Genomic DNA, 21,701 nt, shown 5'->3' with positions numbered 1-21,701 from the left:
TCTTCTCCACCAGCAGACCTTTACCCCTTGGATAGCGCACGATGACCGAACCGACCCTGCCCCTGTTCTACAAGAGCCCCCGTCCGCTGGTGGCCGCCCGTGACGCCGACCTGTCGCTGCGGAGCGAGCCGAACTTCGCCTTCGCGGCCGGCACCAACTCGGTGCCGCTGATGGCGGCGGAGTTTCCCGCGGCCTGCAAGCAGTTCCCGATCCTGTTCTCGGAAGGCCCGGTGGTTCAGCCGGTGGCGCTGCTCGGCCTCCGTTCGGGTGAAAACCTGTTCGTCGACGCGAACGGCGCGTGGGAGGAGGGGGCCTACATCCCTGCCTATGTCCGCCGCTATCCGTTCATCTTCCTGGAGAGCGAGGACAAGTCCCAGCTCACCCTGTGCATCGACGAGGCGGCGGACGCCGTCGTCCCCGGCCGGGACAACCCCTTCTTCGTTGACGGGCAGCCGTCCGCCCTGACCAACAACGCCCTGGAGTTTGTCAAGGAAGTCCAGGCCCAGAACGCCTTCACCGCGCAGTTCGTCGAGGCGGTGACCAACGCCGGCCTGATGTCGGAGAAGCGCGCCGACATCACCCTGAACAACGGCGAGCGGCTGAGCCTCGCCGGCTTCAACGTGATTGACGAGGCGGCTTTCAACCAGCTTCCCGCCGAGACGCTGGTGGAATGGCGTGACCGCGGCTGGCTGGGGCTGGTCTACGCCCACCTGATTTCGGTCAGCAGTTGGTCGGGCCTGGTCGACCGCCTCGCCCGCCGGGGCTGATACCGAAGGCGTCTGATGGCTTCCATCAAACGCCTTCGGCTCAAACGGAAAGGGCGGCGCCACGACGGCGCCGCCCTTTTTTCCTTTCCGGACCGGCGAAGGCCGGCGATCAGAACCCCTTTTCGATCCTGAAGACGTCCGGCTCGTTCGGCTTCTCGATGTAGGAGAGCTGCATCGACGGCGGCAGGGCGGGGGTGTCGTCCGAAGGCTTCGGCGGCACCGCGAGGGTCAGCAGGCTCATGCGCCCCTGGCTGTCGGTGCCGCGGAAGACCACAACCTGCGATCCGTCGCCGACCGGCGCGTTGAGCAGCATCCCCTCCTGCCGGTAGCCCTGTCCCACGAAATAGTTGCGCAGCGCGTTGGCCGCGCCGACCAGGGCATTGGGATCGACCTTCGGATTCACCGCGCCGCCCCACAGGATGTTCACCTGGAAGAGTTTCTGCGTCGAGTGGCCGAGGATGTAGGCGACGACCGCCGGGCCGGCGCCGGTCTGCAGATCGTCGACCTTGACGATCAGGCTGGTGGTCCGCTCCGTCGCGTTGGTCTCGCGGCGGATGTCCTTGCCCTCGATCTTGAAATCCTTGGCGATGGCCTTTGCGACCTCGTCGCCGGACATGCCGAAGCGCGCCGAGCGGAAACCCGTCACCTTCGCGGCGGGGGCAGCCTCGGCCGCGCCGGCCGGAGCGGTGGTGGCCGGAGCGGCTTGAGCGGCGGGAGCAGGGGCGGCGGGAGCAGGGCCGCGATCAGTGGTTGCGGCCTGGGCGGCGCCCGCCAGGGTTCCGGCCAGGGCGAGGGCGGCAAGGGTCAGCCCCAGGGCCGGTCGGTGAAACGGCATAATGGAAACTCCACAGGACATCGAAGCCATTCGGTCGGCGGATCAAGCCAATCACCGCCGCCCGCCTCTCTTCCGGATGAAGCGGCGCGGCAATTGTCGTTACTTCGAACGAGAGTTTAGCAAAATCCGACTTGGCTCCGGGGTGAATTGTGATCGATCCCTCACGTCCTTTTTCCGACGCGGAACGCGTTGGCGAAATTCTGGACCTTGTCCGACGACACGGAGAGCAGCGCCTTCGTGACCGCCGCCGGGCGCCGTGCCTGTGCGGAGGCGATTTCCCCCACAAGGCGCTCCAGGGCCGGAGTCGCGCTGTGGTAGCGGATGCGATGGTCCCCGTCCGTATCGATCAATCGAGCCTGATGAAGATTCGCCAAGACTTCCTGGAGAATGAGCGTGCTGCCGCGTGATTCGCGAATGAGTTCCTCTGGATTCCACGCCCGATCCGGATCACGCCGTAAAATCAGCAGGATCTCCAGAGTCCACACCGTCTTGATTGAATGCTGAAGAAAGATCAGGGCATCGTCCGAAAGCACGCCGCCAGTCCATTGTCTGTTCCAGTTCCCCGCGGGTCCCGATCATCCGGGAAGGCTCGACGATTTGAGCCGTACGTCGGGGCGGAGTGTGCACAGGATGTCCCCCGCCGTCCAGTCCCGCGCCCCTCTTTGCGGGGGCGCATCCGGCCCGATTCCAGACATCTTTCGGAGTATGGTGGTGCTCAGTGGGTGAATTGACAGCGCTTGGCCGGCCCGAATACGCCCTTTGGGGTAATCCGATGGAAAAATCGCCGTGCGTCGCGCTTCGGCAATGCCGAGCGGGCGCAATCGTGACAGTTTAGGCCGCAATTCCGATCGGCTATGGCCCGTGCATGACTGGTTTCGACACCCGCCCCGTCTTCTTCATCATCGGCGCGCTTCTCAGCGTCCTGGCCGTTGCGATGCTGCTTCCCATGACCGTCGATCTGGCGGCCGGCAATCCGGACTGGATGGTCTTCGCCATCGCCTTCGCCCTGACGTTGTTCTTCGGCGTCCAGTTCATGCTGGCCAACCGTATGGACAGGATCGCGCTGAACCTCCGGCAGGCCTTCCTGCTGACGGCCCTGTCCTGGGTGGTCATCTGCGCCTTCGCCGCCGTGCCCTTCATGGTGTCGCAGATCGACCTGTCGGCGGCCGACGCCTATTTCGAGGCGATGTCGTCGCTCACCGCCACCGGGGCCACGGTGATCTCCGGGCTCGACGGGTTGGCGCCGGGGCTGCTGCTGTGGCGGTCGCTGCTGCAATGGTTGGGCGGCATCGGCATCATCGGCATGGCCATCGCCATCCTGCCCTTCCTCCAGGTCGGCGGCATGCAGCTCTTCCGCTCGGAATCCTCAGACCGGTCGGACAAGGTGACGCCGCGGGCCAGCGACCTCGCCATCGCGGTGGGCTGGATCTACCTGTGCCTGACCGCGGTCTGCACGGCGATGCTCGCCTATGCCGGGATGTCCTGGTTCGACGCCGTCAACCACGCGATGACCGCGGTGTCCACCGGCGGCTTCTCCACCCGCGACGCGTCCATCGCCAGCTGGAACAGCCCGGCGATCGAATGGGTGCTGGTGATCTTCATGGTGCTGGGCGGCATGCCCTTCGTCCGCTTCATCAGCCTCGCGCAGGGGCGGGCGGCCAGCTTCTGGGCGGACACGCAGATCCGCTGGTACCTCGGTTTCCTCGCCGTGGTGTCCTTCGGCATGTCGGTCTGGCTGACGCTGACGCGGGGCGTGCCGTGGGACGACGCCATCCGCGTGACCACCTTCAGCGTCGTCTCGGTGGTCACCACCACCGGCTACGCCTCCATCGACTATGAACGGTGGGGGCCGTTGGCGTCGGTGGTCTTCTTCATCCTGACCTTCGTCGGCGGCTGTACCGGATCGACCTCGGGCGGGCTGAAGATCTTCCGGTTCGAGATCCTGTTCATCGTGCTGCGCGCGCTCCAGCGCCGCCTCTACAGCCCCAATCTGGTGATCCCGCTCAACTACAACGGCAAGCCGGTCAGCGCCGACGTGATGATCTCGGTGATGAGCTTCGGCTTCGTCTATCTGATGTCGGTGTTCGTGCTGGCCTTCGTGCTCGCTTTCCTCGGGGTGGATGTGGTGTCCGCGCTGTCGGGGGCGGCGACGGCGGTCAGCAACGTCGGCCCCGGCCTCGGCCCGACCATCGGACCGGTCGGCAACTACGCCACCATGCCGGACGGGGCGAAATGGGCGTTGGCCGCCGGCATGCTGCTGGGGCGTCTGGAGTTCTTCACCATTCTGGTCGTGCTCAGTCCGTCCTTCTGGCGGCGGTGAGGGGGCCGGGGGGCTTCTCCTCCCGCTCGCGCTCCCGCGGGTCGCGGCTGGCCGCCGATACCAGATGGACCAGGGCGGCGCCGAGCGCGATCACACCCACCGCCACCGACGCCCGCAGGAAGCGGGAGGCGTCGCCGTGCAGGGTGAAATGCCACCACAGCTCGTCGCTGAAGGCGATGTGCTTGTAGGAGAACAGGCCGAGCCAGAAGGCGCTGGCCAGCGCCACGCCGGTCGCGATGAACCAGCTCGGCGTCAGGGGATTGCGCAGGATGTTGCCGCGGCGGTGGAACTCCTTGCGGGCCGGCAGCAGGGCCAGAAAGATCAGTCCCGGCACGATGGCCTCCGGCCAGTCGCCGCCCTTCAGCAGGGCCGAGGCGCAGCCGGTCGCCAGCAGCACCAGCGACAGCACCCAGGCGGCGTGCAGCCGCCGCTGCACCGCGTGGGCCAGCAGGATCAGCAGCACCCCGGCGACGCTGCCGGTGAAGTGCGACATCTCCACCAGCGGCAGCGCCGTGGCGTCGAAGGGCGCGGGCAGCGTCTCCTCCGGCGTGGCGCGGGAGAACAGCAGGAAGGCGCCGGTGATGAAGATGCAGGCGGCCAGCACCAGCGGCACCGCCGGGCTGACGGCGGCGGAGATTTCCCGCGACAGGCCGCCGATGCGGCGCCGGGCCTGGAAGGCCTCCACCCCGCCGAACATCAGCCCGGCGATCACCAACGGCGCCAGATAGTAGATCAGCCGGAAGACCAGCAGACCCGCCATCACGTCGTTGCCGGGCATCGCCGGGGTCAGGCTGACCAGGACGATGGCGTCGAACACCCCCAGCCCCCCCGGCACGTGGCTGATGATGCCGGCGACCAGCGCCAGCCCGAAGGCGACCAGAACGTCGGCGTAGCTCACCGCGTCGCTCGGCGGCAGGCAGAGATAGAGCACCAGCGCGGCCAGCGACAGGTCGCACAGCCCGAGCAGGAGTTGCCGAACCGCGATGGACGGGCGGGGGAAGGCGATGGCGTGCCCGAACACCCGCAGCGGCCGGCGCAGCCAGAAGCCGCCCACCGCGTAGGCGATCAGGACCACCAACGCCGCCAGCCCCAGCAGAAACGCGCTTCCCGGCGGGACATGCAGCGCCTTCAGCGCCGTGGGGTCGATCAGCATGACCACCGGCATCACCGTCGCCAGCCCCAGCATGAAGGTGGTGACGACGAACAGCGTCACCTGCGCCACCTCCACCCCGCCCAGCCCATGCGGCGCGTAGAGGCGGTAGCGGACCGTCGCCCCGATGATGCTGGCGAAGCCCAGGCTGTGGCTGAAGGCGTAGCTGGTGAAGGCGGTGAAGGCCACCCAGCGGTAGGGCAGGGGCCGCCGCAAATGGCGAAGGGCCAGAAGATCGTAGAGCGTCAGCAGCCAGTAGCTGACCGCCGCCGCCGCCGAGGCAGCGAGAAGCTGCACGCCGGTGATGCGGTTCAGCGCCTGCCGGATGTCGGCGACGCTGTACTGCTCCAGCCAGCGGTTCAGGATGACCAGCGCCCCGGCCAGCAGGGCCAGGATGAGCACCCCCGTGCCGTAGCGCAGGAGCCGCTGGGTCCAGGTCGGGGGGCTTTCGGTGTTGGCCATGGCTGACAGGATCGCTCCGGGCGCCTAGGATGACGGGGCTTCGGACAAGAACAACACCGCGCAACGAAAAAGCGCATGGCCGGGCGGGGCTCTTCGGGAGGCAACGGATGCATCTTGTGCTTTATCTCGCCACCGGCCTATCGGGGACCAACACGCTGATCCTGCTGCTCGCCTATCTGTGGGACAGCTCGGTGACGCTGTTCGGCGGCGCCACGGGCTATGGGCTGCGGCCGGACGGCGTGTCCTTCACCCTGTCGCTCTTCACCACGGTGCTGCTGGCTTGGTACGCGCTGGTCCTGCGGCGGCGCCTCCGCGCGGACCGCAAAGGCGGCGCCCGTCCGGAATAGACCGCTGGCGCCGGTCGTCGGAAGCATGAGCGCGGCGATTTTTTGGAAACTCCGGCCGGATTGATCCGTTGTGTGGGCCAAGACGCCGCGCCTCGGATTCGGGTGCGCTGCCCGAACCCGGAGAAGAACCATGAACGGGATCAACAAAACCGTCTCCTTCACCGCAGGGGGGCTGATTCTCCTGTTCGTCCTTCTCGCCAGCGTCTTCACCGAACCGTTCGGGGAGCAAATCTCCGCTCTCCAGTCCGCCATTGTCGGCAACTTCGGCTGGTTCTACATTCTCTCCGTCGCCGGCTTCCTCTTGTTCGCCTTTTGGTTGTTCTTCAGTCCCTACGGCTCGATCAAGCTCGGCAAGGACGACGACGAGCCGGAATTCAGCTACCTGACCTGGTTCGCCATGCTGTTCAGCGCGGGCATGGGCATCGGCCTGCTGTTCTACGGCGTGGCGGAGCCGGTGCTGCATCTCGCCAACCCGCGGGTCGGGGAGGCGGGAACCCCCGACGCGGCGCGCGAGGCGATGAATCTGGCCTTCCTGCATTGGGGACTGCACGCCTGGGGCATCTACATCGTCGTCGGCCTGTCGCTCGGTTACTTCGCCTACCGGCACGACCTGCCCCTGACCATCCGGTCGGCGCTCTACCCGCTGCTGGGCGACCGGCTGAGCGGTTGGCCCGGCCATCTGGTGGACATCGTGGCGATCGTTGGCACGCTGTTCGGCATCGCCACCTCGCTGGGGCTGGGGGTCATGCAGATCAACGCCGGGCTCGATTACCTCGGGCTGGTCGGCGTGGGCACGGTGCAGCAGATGGTGCTGATCGCCGTCATCACGGCGATCGCCACCGCCTCGGCGGTCAGCGGCGTCGGGCGCGGCATCCGCCGGCTCAGCGAACTGAACATGCTGGCGGGGCTCCTGCTCCTGCTGTTCGTCTTCCTGCTCGGCCCGTCGGTGTTCCTGCTGTCCACGTTGGTGGAGAGCATCGGACGCTATCTGTGGACGCTGCCCTACACCAGCTTCCGCACGCTGCCCTACACCGGGGCGGAGTGGCAGGCGAGCTGGACGATGTTCTACTGGGGCTGGTGGATTTCCTGGGCACCCTTCGTCGGCATGTTCATCGCGCGGGTGTCGCGCGGACGCACGATCCGCGAATTCATCGGCGGCGTGCTGTTCGCCCCGGTGGCGCTGACCTTCGTCTGGTTCACCGTGTTCGGCGAGACGGCGATCCATATGGAGATGTTCGAGGGCGGCGGGATGGCGGCGGCGGTGCAGGAGAACGTACCGACGGCCCTGTTCGTCATGCTGGACCGCCTGCCGCTCAGCGTGATCACCTCGGCGCTGGCGACGTTGATCGTCGTCACCTTCTTCGTCACATCCGCCGATTCCGGCGCCCTGGTGATCGACATCATCGGGTCCGGCGGCAACCAGGACCCGCCCATCGCGACGCGCATCTTCTGGGCGGTGCTGTGCGGCGTGGTGGCGGCGGTGCTGCTTCTGGTCGGCGGGTTGCAGGCGCTTCAGACGGCGGCGGTGACGACGGCGCTGCCTTTCGCGGTGGTCATGGTGCTGATGTGCGTCGGGCTGGTGACCAGCCTGCGGGCGGAGCGCCGGGCGGGGCCGGACCGGCGGGTCGCGCGGGTCGCCACCGCGTCGGAGGGCGGCGCCCCGGTGCAGCCGGTGGGCGATGGCGACTGGCGCCAGCAGCTGGCCGCCGTGATCGGGCGCAAGGGGGCCATCGCGGCGGCGGCCCCGCCCGGCGCCGCCGGGGCGCGGCGCGAGGTCGCCCGCTTCATCGCCGACACGGTCGAGCCGGCCTTCCGCGACATCGCGGCGGAGCTGGAACGGCTCGGCCGCCAAGCGGTCATCGAGGTCGGCCCCTTCAACGCCGGGCTGGCCGTCCTGCGCGACGGAGAGGAGGAGTTCAGCTACGACATCCGCGCGCGGGCCTATCACCCGCTGACCTTCGCCTTCACCGATCTGAAGGAGGCCGATGAACGGTGGCAGATGCGCGTTGAGGTGATCCTGCGCGGCGGCCTGCACAAACAATTGTTGCCGGCGCTCGCCGGACGGGAAGCAATCGTCCGCGACTTCGTGCAGGAGTATGGAAAGTGGCGGGGGTGGTGAAAGAGCGTGGCCTCTTGCGGTAGCAGGAGAAGATTGCCTCGAATTATGCTAGAAAGCCGTCCGGTGCATTCTTCGTGCCGAGGCGGCCACCACCATGCGTCATCAGGCAGATCAGGACCAGCCCGGGGACAGCGTCCCCGGCGTCGAGTCGCGTGCGTTGGCCGCCCGCCCGGCGACGGCCGCAATGACGGTTGCCGATCTGCCTCTGCTCGACGGTCTGTGGGCGCCGGTCTGGCTGCATGATGGCGGCCGCGGGCGGATGGTCTGGGGCAACCGCGCCGCCCTGGAGCTGTGGAACGCCGCATCGCTCGCCGACTTCCAGGCCCGCGATTTCGGCAACCAGCCGGAAGGGGCGCCACAGGCCCAAGGGGAATCGGCGACGGGACGCTGGACTTTCCACCCCCGGGGCCGTCCGGTCTCCGCCTGGGTGCGGCGCAGCGGCATGGCGCTGCCGGACGGGCGCCTGGGCATCCTGCACGAGGCGCAGCTCGCCGCTCCCTTGGCCGATCCGGACTATGGCGGCACCGACACCGAGGCGCTCGACCGCGAGCGCGCCATGCTGCAAAGCCTGATCGACTCGATGCCGGACATCGTCTTCTTCAAGGACGTGAACGGCACCTACCTCAAGGTCAACCGGGCGATGCTCGACTATGCGGGGCGTCCGCCGCTGGGGCTGACCGACCACCGTCTGTTCGACGCGGAGACGGCGGCGCGGCGGCGGCGGACCGACCAGATCGCCATGCAGAAGGGCTTTTCCCGCAGCGAGGAGTGGTTCGTCCATCCGGACGGGCGCCGCGTGCTGATGGAAACCGCGAAGGCCGTCTGCCTCGACCGCAGCGGCAAGATGCTGGGCGTCGTCGGCATCGCCCGCGACATCACCGAGCGGCGGCAGACGGAGAAGCAGCTTCTGCGGCAGCACGCGCTGTTGCAGGGAATCATCGACACCATCCCCGACGCCGTCTTCTTCAAGGACCGGGACGGTGTGCTTCGCAAGGCGAACCGCGCCTTCGCCTCTTGGACGGGGCGGCCGCTGGAGCAGTTGATCGGGCTGGGCAGCCAGGAGATCTGGCCCCCCGAAATGTCCGACGGCATCCGTGCGGGCGACGCCTCGGTCTACGCCGAGGACCAGCCGCGGCGCAACGAGGAGAGCATTCCGCTGCCCGACGGCGGGCGGATCTGGGTCGAGATCCTGAAGGCGCCGATTCGCGACGCCGGCAACGAGCTTCTCGGGCTGGTCGGCGTCGGGCGGGACATCACGCTGCGCAAGGCCGCCGAGGAAGATCTGCGGCGGAGCGAGGCGGAGAAGGACCATCTCGCCAACCACGACGCTCTCACCGGCCTGCCCAACCGCCGCCTCCTCTTCGACCGGCTGGACGTGGCGCTGGCCCGGTCGCGGCGGTCCGGGCGCCCGTTGGCCCTGCTGTTCATCGACCTCGACGGGTTCAAGGCGGTCAACGACCGGATGGGCCACGATTGCGGGGACGAGGTGCTGCGCATCGCCGCGGCGCGAATCGCCGGCTGCCTGCGCCGCAGCGACACGGTGGCCCGCGTCGGCGGCGACGAGTTCACCGTCGTGCTGGAGGATGTGACCTCCGCCGCGGACGCCGGGGGCGTGGCCGCCAAGATCGTGGAGGCGGTGGCGCAGCCCATCCCGGTGCAGGGGATGACCGCCGTGATCGGCGCCAGCGTCGGCATTGCCTTGTACCCCGCCGACGGGGCGGACGCCCGCAGTCTGCTGGTGGCCGCGGACGGCGCGATGTACCGGGCCAAGCAGGCGGGCCGTGGCACCCATATCTTTTACAAGGACATTCCCCGCAGGAATCCGGACTGACCGGGTGCGGAATCCACTTGCGGAGTCGGAACAAAAGAAGAACAATGCCCACCTGACCGGTTCTTGACGGGAGAGGATGGGATCATGTTCGTATGCGTCGATGGTGACCGCACCACCCGCCTGCGCCAGTGGGCCTGGCTCGACATCGGTGCTGGTATGGGCGGTGCCGGGGCGGGTTCCGGCGAACGCCGCCTCGTCGGCTGGAGCGTCACGGACGAGGCGTGGCTCGTTTCCGAGCCCATTGGCGTGGTCGCCACCAGCCCGCTGGGCCGTCCGCCGGGGTGGGCGGTGACCGACAACCACCGCCGGTATCTGCTCGAACAGCCCGGCCTGCCCCATGGGGACGAGCCGCTGGCCGCCATCGACTGTCTGCGGGCGAACGGCAGCCTCGACCCGACGGCGCCCATCAGCATCGTGCCTTGGCGCCCCGGCAAGTCCACCGCCGAACGCATCTTCGAGCGCCGGACGGCTTGATCGCGGAAAGACAGGCTGCTGCGTGACGGAACGGCCTTTTTCCCGTTGAAAGCCTTGGTTGAGGCGGGAAGGGGTCGTTCACCATGCAGCAGCGCTGGCCGCAGAGGCTCTGGGTCGTCCGTCACGGTGAGAGCGCCGGCAACGTCGCGCGCGACGCCGCCTACGCCGCCGGGCTGGGGCGGATCGACATCGCCGAGCGCGACGTCGACGTGCCGCTCAGCCGCCAGGGGGAGCAGCAGTCTGAAGCGCTGGCGCGCTGGTTCGCCGCGCTGCCGCCGGGCGAGCGGCCCGACGTGGTTCTGACCTCCCCCTATCGGCGCGCCCGGCGCACGGCGGAGATCATCCACGCCGGGGGTGGCCTGCCGGTCGAACCCACGGAGTTCGTGGTGGACGAACGGCTGCGCGAGAAGGAATTCGGCATCCTCGACCGGCTGACCGCGCTGGGCATCGCGCAGGAACACCCCGATCAGGCGGAGTTCCGCCGTCTCCTCGGCAAATTCTACTTCCGCCCGCCGGCCGGGGAGAGCTGGTGCGACGTCATCCTGCGGCTGCGCAGCGCGCTCGACACCATCAGCCTGCACCATGGCGGGCAGCGCGTGCTGGTGGTCAGCCATCAGGTCGTCGTGCTGTGCCTGCGCTACCTGCTGGAAGGCATGACGGAGGAGCAAATCCTCGCCATCGACCGCGAGGGCGACGTGGCGAATTGCGGGGTCACCGAATACGCCTTCGATCCCGCCCAGGGGCACAGCGGGCGGATGCAGCTTCGCCGTTACAACTTCGTCGCCCCGCTGGAGGTGGCCGGGGCGCCGCTGACCGCCGAGCCCGACGCCAATGCGGCCGTCCGATGAGTGCTTTCCCGATGAACAATGTTCCGATGAACGAGTCGATTACGGTCACGCGCGACTTGCTGCGGTCCATGCCGCTGCCCCACCCCGGCGACAGCGCCGACAAGGATGGGCGGGGGCGGGTGCTGGTCATCGGCGGCAGCGTGGAGGTGCCGGGCGCCGTTCTGCTGGCCGGGACGGCGGCGCTGCGCGCCGGGGCGGGCAAGCTCCAGATGGCGACCTGCCGCAGCGTGGCCCCGCATCTCGGGCTCGCCGTGCCGGAGGCGCTGGTGCTCGGCCTGGGCGAGACGGCGGAGGGCGGCATCGCTCCAGACTGCGTGGACATGTTGTGTGAGCGGGCAGCCCGCTGCACCGCGGTGCTGATCGGTCCCGGCATGATGGACAAGCTTGCGGTCGCCGACCTGACCGGCGCGCTGATCGCCGGGCTGGACGGGGAGGGTGGTCCCGTTCTGGTCATCGACGCCGAAGCGCTGATGGGACTGGACAACGCCAACGAAGCGCTGTGCCGCCGCGGCGGGCGGACGATCATCACGCCGCACGCCGGCGAGATGGCCGGCCTGTCCGGAGTAAGCCGGGAGGAGGTGGAGGCCGACCCACCCGCGGCCGCCCGCCGCGTTGCGGACCTTCACAAGGTGATCGTCGTGCTGAAAGGGGCCTGCACCCACATCGCCACGCCGGACGGGCGCATGTGGGCCTATGACGGCGGCAATGTCGGGCTTGCCACCTCGGGGTCGGGCGACACGCTGGCGGGCGTCATCGCCGGGCTGGCCGCGCGGGGCGCCGACCCGGCCCAGGCGGCGATCTGGGGTGTCCTTCTGCATGGCGAGGCCGGCAACCGTCTGGCCCGCCGCGGCCCGCTGGGCTTCCTGGCCCGCGAGCTGCTGGCCCAGGTGCCGGAGATCATGGCCGAACTGTCGGCCTAGGATCGCCGGTCTCAGAACACCAGCTTGGCGGCCTGGTAGAGGACGACCCAGGGAGCGGCGATCAGCCCGCCCCACAGCGCGACCAGCGGCAGGCCGCGCAGCTTCTTCGCCGGGGCCGGCGCGGTGAGGGGGAGCGGGAAGGAAACGGTCTCGGTGGTGCCGACAGCGGGATTGTACTGGGACATGATGACCTGCCGATCTGTGTGTAAGGGCAGGATGCGCGCCGAACTCTTAACGACGATTAAAGTCGGGGGTAGCCGCCGCGCGGGATTTCGGCGTACCGCGGCCGGGTAGAAAAGCGCGTTCGAGTGAGCAATTTCGGAGGGCGCGCCGGTGGTTCGCCTGCAGGCCCGCTTGAAGAGCCCAGGCAGCTTGACAAAGATTGCCAATCGTCCCGAAATGTCCTTCAGAAGAAGGAGGTGGTCCATGCCGACCATGAACATCAGCCTGCCCGAAGCGCTGGCCACATTCGTCGAGAAGGAGGTGGCAAGCGGCGGCTACGCGTCGCAGAGCGAAGTCGTGCGCGAGGCGCTTCGCTTGCTCCATCGGGAAAAGGCCGTCGAGCTTGAGAAGCAGGAGATGCTCCGGCGCGCCATTCTGGTGGGCATTGACGATTGGAAGGCTGGCCGCCTGGACGACCGCCCCATTGCCGACATCCTGAATGACATCGAGGATTGACCGGTGGTCGCCTACCGCGTCACTGATGCGGCGAAGCGGGACTTTGGAATGGTCTTGCGGGAAACCAGGGAACGGTTCGGCGCGCAGCAGAGGGATATTTACAAGGCCTTGATCGCCAGGGCGGTCGAGATGGTTGCCGCAGACCCTGTCAGGGGCGGTTCCTGGGACCGTGGGCGCATTGTGCCGGGCCTGCGCGCCTTCCATCTGGACCATGCCGCCGGCCGGCGCGGTGCTGCGGCCCACACGCTTTATTACGCCATGGACCAGCAGGCCGGCGAGCCGCCGGTGGTTGTGGTTCTTCGCCTTCTGCATGAAAAGATGGAACCGGACCGCCGCATCCCGCAAGGATGAGGCCGGTCCGGTTTCCAACCGCTCGCTCAGGTCACTTGGCCAGCGTCTTGTTGAGCCACAGGGCCAGCAATGTGCAGACCGCGCCCGACAGCAGATAGGCGCCGGCCGAGAACAGGCCGTAGTTGGCGGACAGCACCAGCGCCACCAGCGGCGCGAAGCCCGCCCCGAACAGCCAGGCGAGGTCCGAGGTGATGGCGGCACCGGTGTAGCGGTAGCGCTGGGTGAAGCCCGACGTGACCACGCCCGACGACTGGCCGAAGGACAGGCCCAGGATCACGAAGCCGACGATCATGAAGACCAGTTCGCCCAGCGGCCCGCCGTTCAGCAGCAGGGGCGCAACGCCGCTGAACACCGCGATGGCTGCGGCGCAGCTTCCCAGCAGGGTGCGGCGGCCGATCCGGTCGGCGATCCAGCCGGAGGCGATGATGGCCCCCAGGCCGAAGAAGGCCCCGACCACCTCGATCAGCAGGAAGTCCGCCGGCGTGTCCTGCGTGTAGAGGAAGATCCAGGACAGCGGGAAGACGGTGACCATGTGGAACAGCGCGAAGCTGGCCAGCGGGGCGAAGGCGCCCAGGACCACGCGCATGCCCTCGTTGCGCAGCATCTCGGTCACCGGCACCGGCTGAAGCTCGCGGCTTTCGAACAGGTGGGTGTATTCCGGCGTCACCACGATGCGCAGCCGCGCGAACAGCGCCACCACGTTGATGGCAAAGGCCACGAAGAACGGGTAGCGCCAGCCCCAGCTGAAGAAATCCTCCGCCGACAGGTTGCCGGCGAAATAGGCGAAGAGGGCGCTCGCCACGATCAGCCCGATGGGGGCGCCGAGCTGCGGAATCATCGCGTACCAGCCGCGGCGGCTCTCCGGCGCGTTCAGCGCCAGCAGCGAGGCGAGGCCGTCCCAGGCGCCGCCCAGCGCCAGACCCTGGCCGATGCGGGCCGCCGCCAGCAGCCAGATCGCCGCCGCGCCGATCTGCTCGTAGCTCGGCAGGAAGGCGATGGCGACCGTCGAGGTGCCCAGCAGGAACAGGGAGAGGGTGAGCTTTGCGCCGCGTCCATGGGCGCGGTCGATGGCCATGAACAGCATGCTGCCCACCGGGCGGGCGACGAAGGCCAGCGCGAAAATCGCGAAGGACCACAACGTTCCGGTGAGCGGGTCAAGATAGGGAAAGACCAGCTTCGGGAAGACGATCACCGAAGCGATGGCATAAACGAAAAAATCGAAGAATTCGGACGTCCGTCCGATGATGACGCCAATCGCGATTTCACCGGGATTCACCCGGTGGTCGCGGGCATTGACCAGCCTTGCGTCCCGTTCGGTCGCCGTGGTCGATGATCCCATGGTCCCCCCACCGTCTGGCAATTGCGTCAGAGGGAATTAAATAGGCACCGCAACGGCATTCTGCCACGCCCATGGACGCATTGCCTTGATGTGCGTCAATGGCGGCGCGGAATTGCGGCGCATTGGACAAATTGTCCAATGTCCGACCCGGCCCGTGGGGGTTAGCTCTTCGCCCAAATCCAAAGCGAACCCCTGCTGACAGGTCCTGCCTTGACCCGTTTCCGCGCCTTGGCCCTCCTGCCGCTGATGGCGGTTTTGAGTGGCTGCAACCTTGTGGTGATGAGCCCGTCCGGCGACGTGGCGAGCCAACAGGCCAACCTCATCACCATTTCCACCCTCCTGATGCTTCTCATCATCATTCCGGTGATGGTGCTGACGGTGCTGTTCGCATGGCGCTACCGCCAGTCGAATAACACGGCCCAGTACGACCCGGATTGGGATCATTCGACGCAGCTCGAGCTGGTGATCTGGGCGGCCCCGCTGCTCATCATCATCTGCCTGGGCGCCCTCACCTGGATGGCGACCCACCTGCTCGACCCCTACCGCCCGCTCGACCGCATCGCCGCCGGGCGCCCGGTCCCGGCCGACACCAAGATGCTCGACGTCAACGTCGTGGCGCTCGACTGGAAGTGGCTGTTCATCTACCCGGAATACGGCATCGCCACGGTGAACGAGGTGGCCGCCCCGGTGGACCGGCCGATCCGCTTCAACATCACCTCCTCGACGGTGATGAACTCCTTCTACATCCCCGCGCTGGCCGGGCAGATCTACGCCATGGCCGGCATGGAGACGAAGCTGCACGCCGTCATCAACGAACCGGGCAGCTACAAGGGCTTCTCCGCCAACTACAGCGGCGCCGGCTTCTCGCACATGCGCTTCACCTTCCACGGTCTGGCCGCCGACGGCTTCGACAAGTGGGTGGCGGACATCAAGGCGGGCGGCGGCAAGCTCGACCGCGACGGCTACCTCCAGCTCGAGCGTCCCAGCGAGAACGAGCCGGTGCGCCGCTACGGCGCCGTCGACTCGGGCCTGTTCAAGGCCATCGTCGGGATGTGCGTCGAGCCGGGCAAGATGTGCATGCACGACATGATGGCCATCGACGCCAAGGGCGGCCTCGGGCTGGCCGGCATCGACAACGTGATGCCGCTGATGCACGACAAGCTGTCCCGCCGCGGCACCGCCGTTCTCGGCCCGGTTCCGGTCTATGTGGCGGGCATCTGCTCGACCGAGGAGCTGACCGGCCGCGCCGTCGAGTCGTCGCTGGGCGTGCTGAACGCTCCCGCCGACGAGTCCCCGATGTCCGGCCCCATTTCTGGCGCGGGTCTGCCGCGCTCGTCCATCACGCCGATCTCCGCGTCCGCCCCTGCGTTCGGGCCGCGGCTGACGGCCAATCCTTGAGCGGCCCACCGCCATGATCGACACATCGACCGTCGCCACCCACCCGCTCTTCGGGCGTCTGACCCTGGAGTCCTTCCCCTATCACGAGCCCATCGTGGTCGCGACCTTCGTCGCGGTCGTGCTGGGCGGCATCGCGCTCGTCGCGGCGCTGAGCTATTTCCGGCTGTGGGGCTATCTCTGGAAGGAGTGGTTCACCACCGTCGACCACAAGCGCATCGGCATCATGTACATGGTGCTGGGCCTGATCATGCTGCTGCGCGGCTTCGCCGACGCCATCATGATGCGCCTCCAGCAGGCCATGGCTTTCGGCGGCAGCGAGGGCTACCTCAACGCGCACCATTACGACCAGATCTTCACCGCCCACGGCGTCATCATGATCTTCTTCGTGGCGATGCCCTTCGTCACGGGCCTGATGAACTACGTGGTGCCGCTGCAGATCGGCGCCCGCGACGTGTCCTTCCCGTTCCTGAACAATTTCAGCTTCTGGATGACGGTGGGCGGCGCGGTGCTGATCATGGTCTCGCTGTTCGTCGGCGAGTTCGCGCGCACCGGCTGGCTGGCCTATCCGCCGCTGTCCAACATCGCCTACAGCCCTGAAACGGGTGTTGACTATTACATCTGGGCGTTGCAGATCGCCGGTGTCGGAACAACATTGTCCGGCATCAACCTGATCTGCACGATCGTCAAGATGCGTGCCCCCGGCATGACCATGATGAAGATGCCGGTCTTCACCTGGACGTCGCTCTGCACCAACGTGCTGATCGTCGCCTCCTTCCCGATCCTGACCGCCACGCTGGTCCTGCTGTCGCTGGACCGCTACGTCGGCACGAACTTCTTCACGAACGATCTCGGCGGCAGCCCGATGATGTACGTGAACCTGATCTGGATCTGGGGCCACCCGGAAGTCTACATCCTGATCCTGCCGGTCTTCGGCATCTTCTCCGAAGTCACCTCGACCTTCTCGGGCAAGAAGCTGTTCGGCTACACCTCCATGGTTTACGCGACGGTGGTCATCACGATCCTGTCCTACCTGGTGTGGCTGCACCACTTCTTCACCATGGGGTCGGGCGCCAGCGTGAACTCGTTCTTCGGCATCACGACGATGATCATCTCGATCCCGACGGGTGCGAAGATCTTCAACTGGCTGTTCACCATGTACCGCGGCCGCATCCGCTTCGAACTGCCGATGATGTGGACCGTCGCCTTCATGCTGACCTTCGTGGTCGGCGGCATGACGGGCGTTCTGCTGGCCGTTCCGCCGGCGGACTTCGTCCTGCACAATAGCCTGTTCCTGATCGCCCACTTCCACAACGTCATCATCGGCGGCGTGCTGTTCGGCCTGTTCGCCGGCATCTACTACTGGTGGCCCAAGGCCTTCGGCTTCCGCCTCGACCCCTTCTGGGGCAAGGTGTCCTTCTGGTGCTGGGTGATCGGCTTCTGGGTCGCCTTCATGCCGCTCTACGTCCTGGGCCTGATGGGCGTCACCCGCCGCCTGCGCGTGTTCGAGGACCCGTCGCTGCAGATCTGGTTCCAGATCGCCGCCGTCGGCGCCGTTCTGATCGCCGCGGGCATCGGCGCCTTCCTCCTCCAGATCGCCGTCAGCGTCTGGAAGCGCCGTGAGCTGGTCGACCGCACGGGCGACCCGTGGGACGGCCGCACCCTGGAATGGGCGACCTCCTCGCCGCCGCCGGACTACAACTTCGCCTTCACCCCGATGATCCACGACAACGACGCGTGGTGGGACATGAAGAAGCGCGGCTATAAGCGTCCGCTGGGCGGCTACAAGGCGATCCACATGCCCAGCAACAGCGGCACCGGCGTGATCCTGGCCGGGATCAGCGTGGTCCTCGGCTTCGCCCTGGTCTGGTACATCTGGTGGCTGGCGGCGGTGAGCTTCGTCGCCCTGCTGGCGGCGGCCATCCACCACACCTTCAACTATCACCGCGACTTCCACATCCCCGCGGACGTGGTGGTGCGGACCGAGAACGAGCGGACCCGACTCCTCTCCGGGCAGGTGTAAAGCATGAGCACGACCCTGACAGCCGAGCGGCCCCGCAGCCAAGCTCCGGTGTTCCACGTGGTGGACGAGCACGCGCACCCCGAAGGCTCCAGCACCATGCTGGGCTTCTGGATCTACCTGATGAGCGACTGCCTCATCTTCGCGGTGCTGTTCGCGACCTACGGCGTTCTCGGCGCCAACTACGCCGCCGGGCCCGCGCCCAAGGATCTGTTCGACCTGCCGCTGGTGGCGCTGAACACCGCCATGCTGCTCTTCTCCTCCATCACCTATGGCTTCGCCATGCTGGCGATGGAGAAGGGGCGGGTGTCGCAGACCCAGCTTTGGCTGGCGGTGACCGGCCTGTTCGGCGCCGCCTTCCTGGCGATCGAGCTGTACGAGTTCGCCCACCTGATCCACATCGGGGCGACCCCGCAGCGCAGCGCCTTCCTGTCGTCCTTCTTCACGCTGGTCGGCACCCACGGCCTGCACGTCACCTTCGGCCTCGTCTGGCTGGTGACGCTGATGGTGCAGGTCAACAAGCGCGGCCTGATCCCGGCCAACCGCCGGCGCCTGATGTGCCTCAGCCTGTTCTGGCACTTCCTGGACGTCATCTGGATCGGCGTCTTCACCTTCGTCTATCTGATGGGAATGCTGCGATGAGTTCTCACGCCGAACATCATTCTGGTCATCACGGGGCCGTCCATCACGGGGCGGGCCATCACGACCACGGCCATGGGGACGACGGGCACGCCCACGGGACGCTCGGCAGCTACGTGATCGGCTTCGTCCTGTCGGTGATCCTGACGGTCATTCCCTTCTGGCTGGTCATGGACGGGACGATCCTGGACAAGAACATGACCGCGATGGCGATCATGGCTCTGGCCGCCGTCCAGGTCGTCGTCCACATGATCTTCTTCCTGCACATGAACGGACGTGCGGAAGGCGGGTGGACCATGCTGTCGCTGATCTTCACGCTGATCGTCGTGGTCATCATGCTGGCCGGTTCGCTGTGGGTGATGTACCACCTGAACACCAACATGATGCCGATCCACGACCCGAGCCAGTTGCCGTGACCGGCACGGCGACCCACCGCCCGCGCCGGGGGCTGATCCTTCTCGGCGTTCTGGCGCTGGCGGGAGTCGCCGTCTTCACGTCGCTCGGCGTCTGGCAGGTCGAGCGGCTCTTCTGGAAGCTGGACCTGATCCAGCGGGTGGAGGAGCGGGCGCGGGCCGCGCCCGTTCCCGCCCCCGGTCCGGAGGACTGGCCCGCCGTCACGGCGGCCAGCCAGGAATACCGGCGGGTCAGCGTCACCGGGCGTTTCCTGAACGACAAGGAAACCCTGGTCCAGGCGGTGACCGAGCGGGGCGGCGGCTTCTGGGTGCTCACCCCGTTCCACACCGACCGCAGCTTCACCGTCCTGGTCAACCGGGGCTTCGTTCCGCCCGAGCGGCGCAGCCCCGACAGCCGCGCCGAGGGGCTGACCGACGCGGACACCACCGTCACCGGCCTGCTGCGGGTGACGGAGCCGGGGGGCGGTTTCCTGCGCTCCAACGATCCGGCGCAGGACCGCTGGTACTCCCGCGACGTGGCGGCCATCGCCGCCGCCCGCGGCGTGACGGAGGCGGCCCCTTATTTCATCGATGCCGAGGCCAGCCCGCCGGGCGGTTCTCCGGTCGGCGGGCTGACCGTCCTGAAGTTCCCGAACAACCACCTCGTCTATGCGCTGACGTGGTTCGCTCTGGATCTCATGCTGATCGCCGCCGCCATCTATGTCGCGCGCAGTGAATGGCGCCGCCGCGGTTGAAGAAATAAGCTCTTTTTCTTCATGGTCTTTTCGCCGCCTGGAAAGGGGTTCCTCGCGGACTCTTTCGCCCGGCTTTTTTTGTGCTATCGAAGCCACCCGAAGTTCGGGGCAAGGCTGCCAAGCCGAGGCATCGTGCCCATATGAATGGGGACCGAAGGAAGCCGGCGAAGGGCCAGACGTTTTCCGTGCGCGACACCACCGACAAGAAGAACCTGTTCCTGCTGGTGCAACTGCGCTGGCTCGCCGTCGCCGGACAGGTGATCACGATCCTGATCGTGCACTACCGGATGGGCATCACCCTGCCGCTCGACCAGATGGGCGCGGTGATCCTGTTCCTGGTCGCGCTGAACATCGCCAGCGTCCTGCATCTGCGCCGCCAGACCTCGGTGTCGAACACGCAGCTCTTCCTGGAGTTGCTGATCGACGTGTCGGCGCTGACGGTGCAGCTCTACCTCAGCGGCGGCGCGTCCAACCCCTTCATCTCGCTCTACCTGCTCCAGATCACGCTGGGGGCTGTGCTGCTGGAGGCGTGGTCGGCCTGGGCGTTGGTCCTGGTCGCCACGGCCTGCTTCACGTTCCTGATCGGCGCCTACCGCCCGCTGGCCCTGCCGCCGGGGCTGGAGGGGCTGCTGCTCGGCCTGCACATCCAGGGCATGTTCCTGTGCTTCGTGCTGACGGCCAGCCTGATCGTCCCCTTCATCACCCAGATCACCCGCAACCTGCGCGCCCGCGACGCCCATCTGGCCGACCTGCGCCAGCGCTCCATGGAGGAGGACCACATCGTGCGCCTCGGCCTGCTCGCCTCCGGCGCCGCGCATGAGCTGGGGACGCCGCTCGCCACCCTGTCGGTGATCGTGAACGACTGGCGGCGGATGCCGGTGGTCAAGGGCGACCCCGACATGGCCGAGGACATCGCCGAGATGCAGAACCAGATCGACCGCTGCAAGGCCATCGTGTCGGGCATCCTGCTGTCCTCCGGCGAGGCGCGGGGGGAGGGGACGCTGCGCACCACCGTGACCGCCTTCCTGGACGATCTGGTGGAGGAGTGGAAGGCCAGCCGGTCCCCCGCCTGCGTCGATTACGACAACAGCGTCCGCTCGCGGGAGGGGATCATCTCCGACCTCGCGCTGAAGCAGGTGATCTTCAACGTTCTGGACAACGCGCTTGAAGTGTCGCCCGGCTGGGTCGGCATCGCCGCCGGGCGGCAGGGGGACAGCCTCGTCCTCACCGTCAACGACGCCGGCCCCGGCTTCGAGGAGCGGATGCTTGCCGAATTCGGCAAACCCTACCGGTCGAGCAAGGGACGGCCCGGCGGCGGGCTTGGCCTCTTCCTGGTGGTCAACGTGGTGCGCAAGCTCGGTGGCTCGGTCGCCGCGCGCAACCGCCCAGGCGGCGGCGCCTGCGTCACCATGACCCTGCCGCTCGCCGCCCTGTCCGCGGGAGAGAACCATGGAGACTGACCGTTCCCTCGTCCTGGTGGAGGACGACGCCGCCTTCGCCAAGGTCCTGCGCCGCTCCTTCGAGCGTCGGGGCTATCAGGTCTACTGGTGCGACAGCCTGGACGGGCTGCGGGCTCTGCTGGACACCGTGCCCTTCGCCTACGCGGTGGTGGACCTGAAGCTGGGCAACGGCTCCGGCCTTGAATGCGTGCGGGAACTGCACGCCAGCGACCCGGAAACGCGGATCGTCGTCCTGACCGGCTTCGCCAGCATCGCCACGGCGGTCGAGGCGATCAAGCTGGGCGCGTGCCATTACCTCGCCAAGCCCTCCAACACCGACGACATCGAGGCGGCCTTCGAGCGGACGGAGGGCGACCCCTCCATCGCGCTGGGCGCACGGGCGACCTCGCTAAAGACGCTGGAGTGGGAGCGCATCCACGAAACCCTCGCGGAAACCGGCTTCAACATCTCCGAAACCGCCCGCCGCCTGGGCATGCACCGGCGCACCCTGGCCCGCAAGCTGGAGAAGAAGCAGGTCCCCTGAAGCGGCTTTCCCCTGTCCAGTCGGTCAAAGGATGCGCAAGGCCGCTGGACAATGGCGGTCACTCCGCCCATTTTTC

22 protein-coding genes are annotated in these 21,701 nt (G+C 67.4%); 17 read left to right on the top strand and 5 right to left on the bottom strand.

Going from position 1 to position 21,701, the window contains the following annotated elements; all coding sequences use genetic code 11:
• Nucleotides 1–41: 41 nt before the first annotated feature.
• Nucleotides 42–767: a SapC family protein gene (locus tag FHW79_RS11125; protein ID WP_183178975.1), complete on the top strand. Its 726-nt coding sequence runs from the start codon at nt 42–44 to the stop codon at nt 765–767.
• Between the two features lie 109 nt (nt 768–876).
• On the opposite strand, the gene FHW79_RS11120 is transcribed toward FHW79_RS11125, so the two are convergent.
• Entirely contained in the window at nt 877–1,602 is a 726-nt protein-coding gene (locus tag FHW79_RS11120; RefSeq protein ID WP_183178974.1) for a hypothetical protein, read from the bottom strand.
• A gap of 161 nt (nt 1,603–1,763) precedes the next feature.
• On the bottom strand, nt 1,764–2,135 hold the full coding sequence (locus FHW79_RS11115; protein ID WP_183178973.1) for a hypothetical protein: 372 nt from the start codon (nt 2,133–2,135) through the stop codon (nt 1,764–1,766).
• Nucleotides 2,136–2,467: 332 nt separating this feature from the next.
• Here FHW79_RS11115 and FHW79_RS11110 point away from each other — a divergent pair, with 332 nt between their 5' ends.
• A complete protein-coding gene (locus FHW79_RS11110; RefSeq protein WP_183178972.1) occupies nt 2,468–3,922 on the top strand; it encodes a TrkH family potassium uptake protein in 1,455 nt (484 codons plus the stop codon).
• Here the strand turns inward: FHW79_RS11110 and FHW79_RS11105 are convergent.
• Nucleotides 3,897–5,534, bottom strand: coding sequence for a lysylphosphatidylglycerol synthase domain-containing protein (locus FHW79_RS11105; protein WP_183178971.1), 1,638 nt, complete (start codon nt 5,532–5,534; stop codon nt 3,897–3,899). The genes FHW79_RS11110 and FHW79_RS11105 overlap by 26 nt on opposite strands.
• 107 nt (nt 5,535–5,641) lie before the next feature.
• Between FHW79_RS11105 and FHW79_RS11100 the strand changes: the two genes are divergently transcribed.
• The 6 genes from FHW79_RS11100 (at nt 5,642) to FHW79_RS11075 (ending at nt 12,073) form a co-directional block, all read left to right on the top strand.
• Complete coding sequence (locus FHW79_RS11100) at nt 5,642–5,881, top strand: hypothetical protein (RefSeq protein WP_183178970.1); 240 nt, start codon at nt 5,642–5,644, stop codon at nt 5,879–5,881.
• Between the two features lie 130 nt (nt 5,882–6,011).
• Nucleotides 6,012–8,000: a BCCT family transporter gene (locus tag FHW79_RS11095; protein WP_183178969.1), complete on the top strand. Its 1,989-nt coding sequence runs from the start codon at nt 6,012–6,014 to the stop codon at nt 7,998–8,000.
• Between the two features lie 94 nt (nt 8,001–8,094).
• Nucleotides 8,095–9,831: a sensor domain-containing diguanylate cyclase gene (locus FHW79_RS11090; RefSeq protein WP_183178968.1), complete on the top strand. Its 1,737-nt coding sequence runs from the start codon at nt 8,095–8,097 to the stop codon at nt 9,829–9,831.
• Nucleotides 9,832–9,915: 84 nt separating this feature from the next.
• Nucleotides 9,916–10,305, top strand: a complete 390-nt coding sequence (locus FHW79_RS11085; protein ID WP_183178967.1) for a hypothetical protein — start codon at nt 9,916–9,918, stop codon at nt 10,303–10,305.
• 83 nt (nt 10,306–10,388) lie between these two features.
• Complete coding sequence (locus FHW79_RS11080) at nt 10,389–11,153, top strand: histidine phosphatase family protein (protein WP_183178966.1); 765 nt, start codon at nt 10,389–10,391, stop codon at nt 11,151–11,153.
• 26 nt (nt 11,154–11,179) lie between these two features.
• Nucleotides 11,180–12,073, top strand: a complete 894-nt coding sequence (locus FHW79_RS11075) for an NAD(P)H-hydrate dehydratase (protein ID WP_247884297.1) — start codon at nt 11,180–11,182, stop codon at nt 12,071–12,073.
• Between the two features lie 11 nt (nt 12,074–12,084).
• Here the strand turns inward: FHW79_RS11075 and FHW79_RS11070 are convergent, their stop codons facing one another.
• Nucleotides 12,085–12,258 (bottom strand): hypothetical protein, encoded by a 174-nt coding sequence (locus tag FHW79_RS11070; RefSeq protein ID WP_167555932.1) that lies wholly within the window; start codon nt 12,256–12,258, stop codon nt 12,085–12,087.
• Nucleotides 12,259–12,499: 241 nt separating this feature from the next.
• On the opposite strand from FHW79_RS11070, the gene FHW79_RS11065 reads away from it, so the two are divergent.
• The gene (locus FHW79_RS11065) at nt 12,500–12,751 is read left to right on the top strand and encodes a type II toxin-antitoxin system ParD family antitoxin (RefSeq protein WP_145673927.1); all 252 of its coding nucleotides are present in this window, start codon (nt 12,500–12,502) and stop codon (nt 12,749–12,751) included.
• A gap of 3 nt (nt 12,752–12,754) precedes the next feature.
• Nucleotides 12,755–13,102: a type II toxin-antitoxin system RelE/ParE family toxin gene (locus FHW79_RS11060; protein ID WP_183178964.1), complete on the top strand. Its 348-nt coding sequence runs from the start codon at nt 12,755–12,757 to the stop codon at nt 13,100–13,102.
• Nucleotides 13,103–13,133: 31 nt separating this feature from the next.
• Here the strand turns inward: FHW79_RS11060 and FHW79_RS11055 are convergent, their stop codons facing one another.
• Complete coding sequence (locus FHW79_RS11055) at nt 13,134–14,441, bottom strand: MFS transporter (RefSeq protein ID WP_014241899.1); 1,308 nt, start codon at nt 14,439–14,441, stop codon at nt 13,134–13,136.
• Nucleotides 14,442–14,651: 210 nt separating this feature from the next.
• Between FHW79_RS11055 and cyoA the strand changes: the two genes are divergently transcribed.
• The 7 genes from cyoA to FHW79_RS11020 all read left to right on the top strand — a co-directional run bounded on the left by cyoA (nt 14,652) and on the right by FHW79_RS11020 (nt 21,625).
• Nucleotides 14,652–15,839 carry a ubiquinol oxidase subunit II gene (gene cyoA, locus FHW79_RS11050; protein WP_183178963.1) on the top strand — a complete coding sequence of 396 codons (1,188 nt, stop codon included), beginning with the start codon at nt 14,652–14,654 and terminating at the stop codon, nt 15,837–15,839.
• Nucleotides 15,840–15,852: 13 nt separating this feature from the next.
• Nucleotides 15,853–17,859 (top strand): cytochrome o ubiquinol oxidase subunit I, encoded by a 2,007-nt coding sequence (gene cyoB / locus FHW79_RS11045; RefSeq protein ID WP_183178962.1) that lies wholly within the window; start codon nt 15,853–15,855, stop codon nt 17,857–17,859.
• Between the two features lie 3 nt (nt 17,860–17,862).
• A complete protein-coding gene (gene cyoC / locus FHW79_RS11040; protein ID WP_035679814.1) occupies nt 17,863–18,498 on the top strand; it encodes a cytochrome o ubiquinol oxidase subunit III in 636 nt (211 codons plus the stop codon).
• On the top strand, nt 18,495–18,911 hold the full coding sequence (cyoD, locus tag FHW79_RS11035; protein WP_183178961.1) for a cytochrome o ubiquinol oxidase subunit IV: 417 nt from the start codon (nt 18,495–18,497) through the stop codon (nt 18,909–18,911). The genes cyoC and cyoD overlap by 4 nt, the downstream gene beginning before the upstream one ends.
• Nucleotides 18,908–19,642, top strand: a complete 735-nt coding sequence (locus FHW79_RS11030) for an SURF1 family protein (RefSeq protein ID WP_348984111.1) — start codon at nt 18,908–18,910, stop codon at nt 19,640–19,642. The genes cyoD and FHW79_RS11030 overlap by 4 nt, the downstream gene beginning before the upstream one ends.
• A 185-nt stretch (nt 19,643–19,827) precedes the next feature.
• On the top strand, nt 19,828–21,102 hold the full coding sequence (locus FHW79_RS11025; RefSeq protein ID WP_348984110.1) for an ATP-binding protein: 1,275 nt from the start codon (nt 19,828–19,830) through the stop codon (nt 21,100–21,102).
• On the top strand, nt 21,092–21,625 hold the full coding sequence (locus tag FHW79_RS11020) for a response regulator transcription factor (RefSeq protein ID WP_183178959.1): 534 nt from the start codon (nt 21,092–21,094) through the stop codon (nt 21,623–21,625). The genes FHW79_RS11025 and FHW79_RS11020 overlap by 11 nt, the downstream gene beginning before the upstream one ends.
• Nucleotides 21,626–21,701 lie beyond the last annotated feature (76 nt).

It is taken from the genome of Azospirillum sp. OGB3 (assembly GCF_014192915.1).
Lineage (GTDB): Bacteria > Pseudomonadota > Alphaproteobacteria > Azospirillales > Azospirillaceae > Azospirillum.
This window is presented reverse-complemented; position numbering and strand designations above follow the sequence as displayed.